The organism is Prochlorococcus sp. ALOHA_ZT_50, from assembly GCF_022447305.1.
Taxonomy (GTDB): Bacteria; Cyanobacteriota; Cyanobacteriia; order PCC-6307; family Cyanobiaceae; genus Prochlorococcus_A.
Genome location: NZ_JAKVCI010000007.1, coordinates 56741 through 69415, shown reverse-complemented (window position 1 = coordinate 69415; position 12675 = coordinate 56741). Strand labels below are relative to the sequence as shown.

The following is a 12675-nucleotide window of genomic DNA, read 5'->3' as shown; positions in this document are numbered from 1 at the left end:
AAATAACAAACTTTCTTTTTGTATGGCCCTTAAGACTTTAAACAGAAGAAATAAAAAAGATTTGAAATGGCCAAAAATCATAATCGCAATTCTTAGCACTATAGGCATAGTTGATACAGGTTCGATTACTTTAAAAAACTGGGGATTATTTACTTCGCTTTCATGCCCAGGGATACAAAATGGTTGTGAAACAGTTTTAAATAGTCCTTGGGGTACTTTATTTGAAAATAATCAAGTTAATATACCTCTCTCATTAGCTGGATTTATAACATATTTATCAATATTAGTTATCACAATAATACTCTCGCTTAATTTAATTTCCCCAAAAGAAAAACTAAATAAGTTTTTATGGTGGTTAGTATTTCTAATTTCTTGTGCGTCATCAACATTTAGCTTTTTATTGATAAATATAATGTTTTTTAAGATTCAAGCATATTGCTTTTTTTGTATACTTTCAGCAATTTTATCGTTTTCTATCTTTATAATTTCTATGATTGGAGCAAAGTTCGAAAGTAGAGAACCTATGATTTTTAGAGGTTTCATTGTAGCCATTAGTGTCCTGCTGGGGGGCCTAATTTGGTCAACAAACGTTGACCCCTCTAATGCTATTGATGTTGCAAACCCCACTGAAAATGTATCGCCAATAATTACCACTTCAAGCTCTCCCCAGAAGGTAAAGTTTGCAAAATTTTTAAGTGAAAACAATATTGTTATGTATAGTGCATACTGGTGCCCGCATTGCCACGATCAGAAACAATTATTTGGTAAGGAAGCAGTTAAAGAATTAAAAGTAGTTGAGTGTGCTAAAGATGGTAAAGATAATGAGTATGAGCTATGCCAAACGAAAGGAATCAGTGGATTTCCTTCTTGGGAAATAAATGGAGAAATTATTAGTGGTACGCGTGACTTAAATGAATTAGCAACAAAAACCGACTATCAGGGAGATCTTAATTTTTAATAAATCTTTTTTGAATTTTTTGATCTAACTGTTGTCTAGTATGGCATTCCCAATTTTTATCTTTATCAGGGAAATCATCTCTATAATGCCCTCCTCTACTTTCTTCTCTAAATAGACAAGCTTTTAATAAAGTTATGGTGGTTATTTGTCTATTCTTTAAATCAAGTAAAAGATTTAATGCTCTTCTATTGCGTTCACTAAGTTTTATTTTTTGATCAAATTTTATTTTTTCAAGACTATTTAGTAAATCATTTTTATTTAATTTATCTATATCATTTTGAATGTAATTTAAAAATTTACTCATATTTACCTTATTTCGAGATACACCTAAATTTAACCAACATAGTTTTCTTAGTTCATCAATTTTTTCAGCAATTATAGAAATTTGATCTTCTTTAGGATCTTCAATATCAAACTCTTGAAATGATCTATCAAATTTTTCAAATTTAGAAAGGTCATTCAAAACAATTGAAGACATTTTTCTTGCGAAAACAAGACACTCCATCAGTGAATTACTTGCCAGTCTATTAGCACCATGCACACCTGTAGAAGCAACTTCTCCAACGGCATATAATCCTTTTCTTGTTGAAGATGCATTTAGATCAGTTTTAACACCTCCCATCCAATAATGAGCTGCAGGAGCTACGGGAATAACCTCATTTAAAGGGTTAACGCCATAATCCTGACATCGACTTAAGATCGTGGGGAAGCGCTCTACAATTTTTTCTGGGTCAATATACCGAAGATCTAAGCCAACATGATCTACATTATTATCATGCATATTTTTCATAATTGCTCTACTTACCTGATCTCTAGTAGCTAGATCACGATTTTCAAGATTTTTAACTGGACTTTCACCATTTTTATCAACTAAAATCGCTCCTTCCCCTCTAAGTGCCTCAGATATTAAGAAGCAAGGTGCACCATAAAATTTTAAAGCTGTTGGATGAAATTGCACGAACTCTAAATCTTCGATAGCAGCTCCTGCTTTCCATGCAAGAGCAATCCCTTCACCAGAGGATTGAGCAGGATTTGTTGTATTTGTAAATAAGTGCCCACCCCCACCTGTAGCCAAAACAACAGCTCTAGATTTAATCCAATATAAATTTGCTCCATCAAGAACCTGAACTCCTCTACATTCTTTATTTTCAATGAGAAGTTCAGTTACTCTTACACCCCTGCAGTGAAGAATATTTTTTTGATTCTCAATATGATCTTCTAGAACTTCAACTAATGCTCGTCCAGTACGATCTTTAACATGTAAGACTCTTCTTCGTGAATGGGCTGCTTCCAAGGTAGTAGCTAGTTGATCAGAACTTTGATCAAAAATCATCCCTAAATTCTGCAACCTTTCTACACAACCTGGAGCTTCTTTAACTAGCATTTCTACAGCTTGAAAATCACATAGTCCATCACCTGCTTTTAAAGTATCCTCAGCATGAAGATCAAATGAATCATCTTGTCTAACAACAGATGCAATTCCTCCTTGAGCCCATCTACTGGAAGATACCTTACTAGTATTTCTATTTAAAAGAAGCACTTTTAAATTTGAGGGTAATTCAAGACAAGTCATAAGGCCAGCAGCTCCAGCGCCTATAACGATTACATCCCAATTATTTATTGGTATCGGTTCTTGCGAAAATGGAGGCCTTAACATTAAACCAATCCACTAAAAGTTGGTTGCAGAATTGCTAAAACAATAAAAATACCATCAACAATTAATGTCGTTTGAATTACGTAACCAGAAACTAAGAGTGCTTTACCACTAGTAGTATTAATTGTGCCAGAATCTAAAATTTCTTTTGAAATAAACCAAAGTATAAGAGCAACAAAAACGATAATAGATAATGATTTTATTTGAATAAGACTCTCTGAAGTTTTTTGAAGAATCATGGGTGCATTTTCAGAATCTGCTGTAATTACCTGCCTCCATTGATCCATGATTCCGATTAAAAATATTGTAATGTCGGTAACTGCGGTTCCAAATAAAGAAGAGATATAAAAACTTGAACCTATTTTCCAATTAGTACCAAATCCAATTAAAGCTAATGGGAGAACTACAGCTTCAACAGGTATGTGTAGGATAGGAAATGGGCTTAACCATCCCCAGAACAAACATCCACCAAGCCAACTACCTGATATACCAAGTAATAATGAACTGACAATAAACCACTTATTTGATCCTTTCTGATTCAAAACAATTGCCACTAAGACAATAACAAAAGTAAAACAAAGAGCACTTATTGGTTCTAATCTAACCCAAGGGGCTTGAACAAAAATAGGTAAAATTACAAAAAAAGAAGACCACAATCTTAAAGATATAGGATTTGATAAAAAACTATTTTCGTATGAATCAACTGTCTTATGGGATTCATAGTTGAATTTATCTTTTACTTCTAAATTTTTTGTAATTAATTCTTTCAATGAAAAAGGTTATTTTAATTAATCTAAATCGTGTTTTAGAAAACTGCGAATGCCATATTTTAATAAATAAAAGGCCCATAATTTCACACCTATATTTAGTTTTTTAAAAGTATTTAATACACTTTGAGTCATATATAAGTTTAGAATAAATATAAATAAGAGTATTTGGCCTTAAATTGTGTGGCAAGAAATTAATTACACGGAAGATCCCATTGATCTTTTGGTTCCTAATATTACTTATAAAATAAACCCTGCAGAAATTGAAAGTATTGAAGCTAATTCTATTGCTGAAGAAATAGGATTTGAATCAGGTGATTCAATTATTAGTATTAATGGGAAAAAACCAAGAGATTTAATTGATTATCAGATTCTGATTAGTGAAGAAATTTTAGACATATCAGTTTTAGATAAAAATCATGAGATTCACAATATAAATATTGAAAAAGATCAAGACGTTAATTTAGGTATAAATTTTAAAGATGCATTATTTGATTCAATCAAGCAATGCAATAATAGATGTCCATTTTGTTTTATTGATCAACAGCCAAGTGGTAAAAGAAAAAGCCTTTATATAAAAGATGATGATTATAGATTAAGTTTCCTATATGGCTCTTATTTAACTCTTACGAATTTAAAAAAAGAAGACTGGGAAAGAATTGCTATGCAAAAACTATCCCCACTTTTTATTTCAGTTCATGCTACTGATCCCGCCACAAGAGAAAAATTATTAAAAAATAAAAAAGCAGGAGTGATACTTGATCAAATTTCGTGGTTTGAAAAAAACTCTATTCAAATACATGCTCAAATTGTTGTTTGTCCAGATATAAATGATGGGGATATTCTTGAGAAATCAATTTTGGAACTTGCTGAATTCTACAAAAAAACCTCTCAAACAGTACTTTCAGTCGCAATAGTTCCTGTAGGACTTACAAAATTTAGACCTGAAAATGATGGATTGAAATCAATAAGCCCAGAATACGCAAAAAAAACTATTAAACAAGTAGAGAGAATTCAAGCCTCTCTACAAATTACTCTTGGGACTCGTTTTTGTTGGCTAGCAGACGAATGGTATTTAATTGCTGGTACAAATTTACCTAGTTACAAAACCTACGAAAATATGCCACAAGAATCTAATGGAGTTGGGACTATTAGAAACTTTCTAGAAGCATTAAGAGAGAAGACTCAAAACCTACCCCAAAAAGTAAAAAAGCCAAAAAAAGTTAGTTGGATTGTTGGTAAATTAGTTTATGAAGCCCTAATTCCTACAGTTAAGAAATTAAACTTAATTAATGGATTAACAATTAATTTATATGGTTTGCCAAGTATTTATTGGGGTCAAGATCAAGTTGTTACAGGTCTTCTTACTGGAGAAGATCTAATTTACGGGCTGAAAAATAAGGATTTAGGAGAAGCTGTTTACATACCATCTATTATGTTAAAAATTAATACTGATTTATTTTTAGATGATAAAAATATTCAAGAAGTTGAGAATCAAATAAATACTAAAATTCACGTTCTTGATGATTCAAATGATATTATTAATACTTTGATTGGTTAATCGAATATTTTCGAAACTATAAAACATGCTTAGAAGAGTAATAAATCCTTTCTTATTATTGCCGCTTACTCTAAGTATGAATACCTTTAATGTTCTATCGAGCGAAACAAAAAATTACATTGATAATGTTTTAGAAGAAAAATCAAATATTACTTTTGTTGATTATCAAGAAATAGAAAAACTTGTATTAAATAATCAAGAATTAAAATCATTACAAAACCTAGTAGCCTCTGCAAGCTTTAATCTTTCCAGTCAAATTGCCAAAAGATACCCATCCTTAGATTTTCAAGCCAATGGGTTACCAAAATATGTCGCAGGTAAAAAGTACAATAGCAATTCACCTACTTTAAAAACATCACAATTTACGGCTAATCCCTCCCTGAATATTAAATGGGATGTAATTGCCCCGCTAAGAGGATCTGAAATTAAAATTGCCAAAACAAATTACAAAATTGCAGAAAATAATTATGAGATTAAGAAAAAAGATTTAATTCAAGAAGCAAGAATCAGATATCACAAATACAAAAAGTCATATCAAGATATTCAAAATAAAAAATTCACACTTGATTTATCAATTACAAGTTTAGAAAATGCTAAAGCGAAGCTAGATGCTGGAATTGGTACAAAATTTGAAGTTCTTGAAGCAGAAGCTCAATTATCTCGAGATCAACAATCACTTAATGAAAAGAAAATAGAACATGAAATTAATAAAATTTCTCTTAAAGAGATTCTTAATGTTAAGGGAGATTTCGAAACTAATAAAGAGCAAAATCTTATAGGGTTTTGGAATCATAAATTGAATAAGAATATTAATGAAGGTTTGGATAAAAATCTTTCCTTAAAAAACCTTATTCTTCAAAAATCAATCAAAAAGAGCCAAGCAGAGAGCTTTTTAGCTCAAAATAAGCCAAATATCTATATCAGTAATTCATTATCTAGTACATTTTCAAAGGGTGACTCTCTAGCAACTAATATCGACTCTGAAAAATCTGGATCTAATTATACAAATACCATAAGTCTAAATTTTGCATGGAGTATTTTTGATGGCGGACAAAATAAGAACTCCTACAAATCAAAAATAGCAGATGCAGAATCCGAAAAATATGCTTATGAAAATCTAAAAAATGTTTTAACCACAAGTATTAGTAAAGCCTATTTAAATCTTAAATTAAATGAAGAAAAAATAATCTCTTCTCTTAAAGAAATTGAATCTAGCAAAGAGTCTGTAAGGCTTTCCAGACTTAGATATGATGTCGGAATATCAACTCTAAAAGATGTTCTTGTTAGGCAAAGTGAATTAAGTAATGCGAAATCAAAAAATATTAATGCAATATATAATTACAATCTGAATATAGATGAATTAGAAAGATTAACTTTCCTTGATAAAAGTAAAAATTGTTTGGGTAGTAATAATACTAAAATTAAAGATACAGAGTCTATTTGCAATATATAAAGATGAATCCACCAAATTTAACTAATAAGCAACTAAGTGAATTAGATTCTTTATTTGAATTGGTTAGTCAACGTCAAACAAAAGATTTTGGAAATATTAGCGCCAGCAATAAAGCAGATGGATCATTATTAACAAGTTGTGATTTATGGAGTGACAAAACAATCGTAGATGGCTTAGCTTCAATAGCTCCAGGTGAAGGCGTCCTTAGTGAAGAAGGGCAAAAGTTAATTCCAAATTCAAAAGCTTATTGGGTGGTCGATCCACTCGATGGGACAACAAATTTTGCTGCAGGTATTCCTTACTGGTCTATATCTGTAGCAAGGTTCGTTGATGGTAAACCACAATCTTCTTTTTTAATAATTCCTACATTGAAAAAAAAGTTTGTATCCATTAAAGGTAAAGGGGTTTGGTTAAATAACAAGAAAATAGATCCTAGCCAAAATAATCGTCAAAGTGAATGCATTTCTTTATGTAGTAGATCAATAAAAATTTTACAAAAAAAACCAAACTCAGTATTTCCTGGCAAAATCAGACTCTTAGGTGTATCGAGTTTAAATCTTACGAGTGTAGCGATGGGACAAACTTTCGGAGCAATAGAATCAACCCCTAAGATATGGGATATTGCAGCAGCCTGGCTGCTATTAGAAGAACTCAATTGTTCTATAGAGTGGTTAGAAACAGATCCTTTAAATTTAGTTTCAGGAGAAGACTTGAGCGATGTTAATTTTCCATTAATTGCTTGTAGATCTATAGAAAAATTTGAAATTTTAAAGCCATGGGGCAATTTATTATTAGAAAAATAGTTGCATCATAAATAAAAAATTGCTTGAAAAATTTCTTAATCAGATACAATAAAAATTAAGTAAATAAATAAATATTTGAAGAAAATTAATATGCAGAGAAGTTCAACATGGATACTGAAAAGTTTATGGGGAGCTTGTGAGCGATGGAGCAAATCTGATTGTGTTGATTTAAGCGCTGCATTTGCATACTACACACTTCAATCATTTTTTCCCATCCTTCTAATTTCTCTTTCAATAGCTTCATGGTTCCTAGGAAAACAAGAAGGATTAGATCAACAAATAATTGCCATTGCTGCTCAGCTTTTACCTCCTTCAGTAGTTGAGTTAGTAGAGACAACATTATTTAATTTGATAGATCAAGGTTTTGGAGCAGGTATTCTTGGGGCTATGTTTTTGCTTTTTACAGCAGGAAATGCATATCTATCTCTTCAAAGAGGTTCGGATAGGCTTTGGGAGGACGAAATTCCTTCTAAAAAAGTTAATGCTGCTTGGAGAGTGCAAGCTTCGAAGTTTCTCCGAAATAGAGTTGAAGCCTTTTTAATAGTATTCTTTATTGGTTTTTTAATGGTACTAGATCAAATTAGTGCAAATCTTAGGATGATCCCAAGTAACGTTTTAGAAAATCTTTCAAAATCTAATAATCTTATTTCTGATTTATTATTAAAGTTGCCGTTATTACAAGTTGGTCAGTTTGCAATACCACTAATTGGCTTTTCTTTAATGGCTCTTTTATTACAAGCACTTTTACCCAGTAGAAAAGTTCCATTGAAACCACTGTTACCTGGATCTTTTCTTATTGGAATTGGCCTAACCACTTTGAACCTAGCAGTAAGTAAAAGTATTCTCTCACTTGGAGTAAGATTTCAAGCATACGGTTTTATTGGAGGTTTTCTAGTACTTACTTTGTGGGTATGGCTATTAGGAGTGATTTTATATTTTGGACAGTGTTGGAGCGTAGTAATTGCTAGTATGACTTTAGTAAATAAAAAAAGAAATTATAGATAAGGATAACTAAGGTGAATTATTTTCTTAAAGCTAATAAAAATCTTCTTACCTACTCATTAATCATACTTATCGTTATTCCAATTTTTGGATTTAACTTTTTCATTAGCTTTGTTGGAAATATCCTACTTCTTTTATTTTTAATTCCTCTTCTATTATTAGTTTTAGTGTTTATGGGTTTTAACTCTTACAAATCTAAAATTAATACATGCAGTAATTGTGGGGCAATATCATTAGGTTTAAGTGAAACCTGCATGAATTGCGGTGCAGATTTAGAGAATATAAATAAGAAAAATCAATTAGATAAAAAGCCTAGTGAAAGTACCATTGATGTTAAAGCAGAAGAAATTAAGTAAAATACTAACCTATTCCAATTTGTCGAAGAATACTTTGTCCAGTAATTAATTCAGTACCAAGTCCAATCAAAATACCCATCATTGCCATACGGCCATTCCAAGTTTCTGCAAAATTTACAAAGCCAAATCTTGGTTGATTGTCATTATTCATAATTAACTAGATTATCTATCAAATTATTTTAACGTTTTAAGGAAGAATTTATGATAAATAATTAATTATTTATTTAACATGTCTTACACCATCAACAGGTCGATACTCATCTCCAGTTAATTCCTCATATACAATGGCTGGCAATCCTGTATCAAACATTGTTTGCAATGCTTCTTTTAACATAGGATTCCAACCTCCAGTACTAACTTTTCCATGTCTTACAGTCCAGTCCCAAGTCCCTTGAAGATCTCTAGGGAGTCTACCTTCTCTATCTCTTCGCGCGACTAAGTCTAAAGATTCAACTATACCAACAATAACTGGATTTTTACCGTAAGAAGGAGTAAGACTTAGTTCAAGTCTCACTGGATCTTCTTTAACCATTTTCAAACGAAACCTTGGTGGCAATTTGAGAGATCTTATTACCGCTGAAACAATTTTTGTTCTTAATTCCAATTTTTTTCCTTAAATGTAATTTGATTAATCAGTTGTTGAACCTTTTTCTTCTAATGTAGAGTCATTGTCGTTCGAAAATCTTACTGTTAATAACTCCTCTTCTGTTATGTTTCCTGATTTATCTAAAAGTTCTGGATGTATTGTGTACTTTTTTTGTTTAAAACTGGAAGTACTGAAACGTTTATTTTTATTATCGGATATACCCCAGCCATTAGACATTACTTTAAAAGCTTTCCACACTAAATAAGTTAAGGCCGCAGAATATATAATTGGAAATAGAATAGTCATTGAATTTATAAATTAGTTGGTTATATGTTTAATATCATAGCCCGAAAAAAAGAAATTTAGCTATTTTAAGTCACTAAATTATTCTCTAGATTCAATTAATTAAATTACTAGTTATATTTAAATTACACTAGTATGGTGGATTACATCTCTCGAAAAACATAAGAAAATCAAAATTGAAAAGATACATCCAAAAGCTATTACTAATCGTCTCATTAATTCCAGTAGGCATTACATATCCTGCAAAAGTAATATCCCAACCATTAAGCAAACCAAAAATTAATGAAGTTAGTTTATTTTCAAACAAATCTTTCATAACTAAAGCTGTAGAAAGAACCGGTGCAGCTGTGGTGACAATTGATACTCAAAGATATGTTAAAAAAAGAAAATTTCCAAGAAATTCTCAACTATTTCTAGACCCATATTTTGAAAGATTTTTTGGATTAGATTTACCTAATGACAATCGACCAAGGATAGAGCAAAACCAAGGCAGTGGATTTATATTTGCAGATGGACTTGTAATGACCAATGCTCATGTAGTGAATGGATCAGATAAGGTAATTGTTGGTTTAACCAATGGCAAAAAATTAAACGCTAAACTGATAGGCCAAGACTCTTTTACTGATTTAGCTGTGCTAAAGATTGAAGGGAAAGGGCCTTGGCCAAAAGCAAAATTGGGCGATTCTGCAAAGATTAAAGTTGGTGATTGGGCTATAGCAGTTGGAAATCCATTCGGACTGGAAAACACAGTTACGCTTGGTATTATTAGTAATCTAAATAGAAACGTAACTCAATTAGGAATATATGATAAAAAACTTGAACTGATACAAACAGACGCTGCTATTAATCCTGGCAATTCTGGAGGTCCACTGTTGAATAGCGATGGAGAAGTAATTGGTATTAATACGTTGATAAGATCAGGTCCAGGAGCGGGTTTGAGTTTCGCAATCCCAATTAATAAAGCTAAGGAAATTGCCTATCAACTTTTAAACAATGGGAAAGTAATACATCCTATGATTGGAATTAGCCTAATAGAAGAAAGTATTTCTGAGAGAAAAAATAATGTCGTAAAAGTTGGATATGTAGTACCGAACAGTCCAGCTGAAAAAAGTGGAATCAAGATAGATGATATTTTAATTAAAATAGGCAATAAAGATATTGAAACCGCATCAGACGTAATAGAACAAATTAGTAAAAATGGTATCAAAAAACAAATAAATATATTATTAAAGCGTAAAAATAAATTTATTAAATTTAAAGTAATACCAACTGATATTACTAATCTACAAAATAACTAAAAAATTTAATTGTCATTACTTTTCAATATTTCCACACATCTAGAAATACATCTACCATCCCTTATATCGCAGGAAGTAATGCATTCAAAATAACTTTCAATAGGATCAGAAATTTGAAAATGTTTTTCTTGGAAATCGTAATTTTTCATTTAAATTATTAAAAACTATTTTTGTATTTTTAAGATTAATAAGGGAAGGTAAACTATGTAAAGATAAATGAGTGATCTTACTTAGCCAATTGTAAATTTTATTAAAAGTAATCAAATTTTTTGGCTTTGAGTTTTTTCTAAAAAATATTCGTAATTACCATCATATGAAAATAACTTTGAATCTTTAATTTCAATAATTCTATTTGCAACCTTTGAAATAAAATACCGATCATGAGAAATGATTAATAATGAACCTTTATAATTTTTAATTGCTAATTCTAAGTTTTCCTTAGATTGCAGATCCAAATGATTAGTTGGTTCGTCCAAAAGAAGGAAATTACTAGGATTAATAATCATGAGCGCCAATGCTAATCTTGCCTTTTCTCCCCCACTGAGTTGTTTAATATATTTAAAAACAGTTTCATTTTGAAAGCCAAAACCCCCTAAAAATGTTCTAACTTTTTTTTGGGACCATTCTGGAGACTTATTACATATTAAATCAATAACCCTTTCGTCAAGTGAAAGTGCTTCAGCCTGATTCTGTTCATAATAGCTAGTAATTATATTATGTTTACCAAGATTAATTTCTCCAATTTCAGGAGATATTTTTTTCATAATAATTTTAAGCAATGTAGATTTGCCGCAGCCATTAGGTCCCAATATTGCTATTTTCTCCCCAGAAGAAATCTTTAAATTAATATCTAAAAAAAGAATTTTATCCTCGAAACTATGAGACAAATTTTTGATATTTAGAACTAATTTTCCTGAGCGAGGGCACTCTGGAAAATTAAAAACAGGACTTTTTGATTTTGCTATGGGAGCCTCAATTTTAGAAATCTTTTTTAATTGTTTTTCTCTACTCTTTGCTTGAGAACTTCTAGTTGCACTAGCTCTAAATCTATCTATATACCTCTTCTGTAACTCAATTTCTTTTTGTTGTAATTGATATGCCTTATTTTGTGATTCTTCATTTAAAGATTTCTGTTCGACAAAAAAAGAATAGTTCCCATTATATGTTTCAGATGTTCCTCTATCTACAAAAATTATTTTTTTACATAATTTATCTAAGAAATATCTATCATGGCTGATTATTATAACTGCAATTTTAAGCGATGATAGATATTCTTCCAACCAAAAAATAGTTTCTAAATCTAAATGATTGGTTGGTTCATCCAGTAAAAGTAAATCAGGTTTTTGTAAGATTATTTTTCCAAGTGCAACTTTCATCTGCCAACCACCTGAAAAATTGCCAACTAATTTATCAGCATCTTCTATAGAAAAGCCTAATTTTGGTAATATTTTTTCTACATCAGATTGCATTTTATAACCACCTAAAGCTTCAAATTTTGCTTGATATTTTGCGAGTTGATTTACAAATATTTCAAGTTCATCGGAATTTTTTTTTATATCCAACGATTTCATTTTATTCTCAATTTCTAAAAGTTTAATGGCAACAATTTGTATATCTTTAAAAGAACTTTCTAATTCCTGTCTCACTGAAAAATTCAAATTACAATCAAACTCTTGCTTTAAATGGGCAATTTTAGGATTTCCCTCTTTGATGATCGTTCCACTTGTTTGCTCTTCCTCTCCAATTAAAATCTTAAATTGGGTTGATTTACCTGCACCATTAGAACCAACTAAGCCAACTTTTTCTCCTTTCTTAATCTCCCAACTAATATTTTTTAAAACAACATCTGTAGAATAAATTTTGCTTACACCTTCAAATCTAATCACTGTTTTAAAAATAGAATTTACAAAATCTGTGGCTTATTTACTAAAAAA

At 30.7% G+C, this 12675-nt stretch carries 14 protein-coding genes; 7 read left to right on the top strand and 7 right to left on the bottom strand.

The genetic code is table 11. The features are described from left to right. Positions 1–22 precede the first annotated feature (22 nt). Positions 23–958, top strand: a complete 936-nt coding sequence (locus MK115_RS02190; RefSeq protein WP_287608777.1) for a vitamin K epoxide reductase family protein — start codon at positions 23–25, stop codon at positions 956–958. On the opposite strand, the gene nadB is transcribed toward MK115_RS02190, so the two are convergent. Both nadB and MK115_RS02180 read right to left on the bottom strand, forming a co-directional pair. Then, positions 948–2615, bottom strand: coding sequence for an L-aspartate oxidase (gene nadB, locus MK115_RS02185; protein ID WP_287608776.1), 1668 nt, complete (start codon positions 2613–2615; stop codon positions 948–950). The genes MK115_RS02190 and nadB overlap by 11 nt on opposite strands. After that, on the bottom strand, positions 2615–3382 hold the full coding sequence (locus MK115_RS02180; protein WP_287608775.1) for a DUF3120 domain-containing protein: 768 nt from the start codon (positions 3380–3382) through the stop codon (positions 2615–2617). Before MK115_RS02180 ends, nadB begins: the two co-directional genes overlap by 1 nt. Positions 3383–3560: 178 nt before the next feature. Between MK115_RS02180 and MK115_RS02175 the strand changes: the two genes are divergently transcribed. The 5 genes from MK115_RS02175 (at position 3561) to MK115_RS02155 (ending at position 8554) form a co-directional block, all read left to right on the top strand. Further along, positions 3561–4940, top strand: coding sequence for a TIGR03279 family radical SAM protein (locus tag MK115_RS02175; RefSeq protein ID WP_287608774.1), 1380 nt, complete (start codon positions 3561–3563; stop codon positions 4938–4940). Positions 4941–4965: 25 nt separating this feature from the next. After that, on the top strand, positions 4966–6393 hold the full coding sequence (locus MK115_RS02170; RefSeq protein WP_287608773.1) for a TolC family protein: 1428 nt from the start codon (positions 4966–4968) through the stop codon (positions 6391–6393). Positions 6394–6395: 2 nt separating this feature from the next. Further along, on the top strand, positions 6396–7196 hold the full coding sequence (locus tag MK115_RS02165) for an inositol monophosphatase family protein (RefSeq protein WP_287608772.1): 801 nt from the start codon (positions 6396–6398) through the stop codon (positions 7194–7196). 90 nt (positions 7197–7286) lie between these two features. Further along, positions 7287–8201: a YihY/virulence factor BrkB family protein gene (locus MK115_RS02160; RefSeq protein ID WP_209132455.1), complete on the top strand. Its 915-nt coding sequence runs from the start codon at positions 7287–7289 to the stop codon at positions 8199–8201. An 11-nt stretch (positions 8202–8212) separates the two neighbouring features. Further along, positions 8213–8554, top strand: coding sequence for a hypothetical protein (locus tag MK115_RS02155; protein WP_287608771.1), 342 nt, complete (start codon positions 8213–8215; stop codon positions 8552–8554). A 4-nt stretch (positions 8555–8558) separates the two neighbouring features. On the opposite strand, the gene MK115_RS02150 is transcribed toward MK115_RS02155, so the two are convergent. From MK115_RS02150 to MK115_RS02140, 3 genes are all read right to left on the bottom strand, one after another. After that, the gene (locus MK115_RS02150) at positions 8559–8705 is read right to left on the bottom strand and encodes a high light inducible protein (protein ID WP_012006908.1); all 147 of its coding nucleotides are present in this window, start codon (positions 8703–8705) and stop codon (positions 8559–8561) included. A gap of 69 nt (positions 8706–8774) precedes the next feature. Then, positions 8775–9158 (bottom strand): DUF8663 family protein, encoded by a 384-nt coding sequence (locus MK115_RS02145; RefSeq protein ID WP_025931256.1) that lies wholly within the window; start codon positions 9156–9158, stop codon positions 8775–8777. A gap of 24 nt (positions 9159–9182) precedes the next feature. Then, on the bottom strand, positions 9183–9446 hold the full coding sequence (locus tag MK115_RS02140) for a DUF2973 domain-containing protein (protein ID WP_075507111.1): 264 nt from the start codon (positions 9444–9446) through the stop codon (positions 9183–9185). Positions 9447–9619: 173 nt separating this feature from the next. Between MK115_RS02140 and MK115_RS02135 the strand changes: the two genes are divergently transcribed. Next, positions 9620–10741 (top strand): trypsin-like peptidase domain-containing protein, encoded by a 1122-nt coding sequence (locus tag MK115_RS02135; RefSeq protein ID WP_287608765.1) that lies wholly within the window; start codon positions 9620–9622, stop codon positions 10739–10741. A gap of 5 nt (positions 10742–10746) precedes the next feature. Here MK115_RS02135 and MK115_RS02130 read toward each other — a convergent pair whose 3' ends face one another. Together MK115_RS02130 and MK115_RS02125 are read right to left on the bottom strand one after the other, a co-directional pair. Then, complete coding sequence (locus MK115_RS02130) at positions 10747–10890, bottom strand: DUF8642 family protein (RefSeq protein ID WP_287608763.1); 144 nt, start codon at positions 10888–10890, stop codon at positions 10747–10749. Positions 10891–11001: 111 nt separating this feature from the next. Continuing rightward, positions 11002–12627: an ABC-F family ATP-binding cassette domain-containing protein gene (locus MK115_RS02125; protein ID WP_287608761.1), complete on the bottom strand. Its 1626-nt coding sequence runs from the start codon at positions 12625–12627 to the stop codon at positions 11002–11004. Positions 12628–12675: the final 48 nt, after the last annotated feature.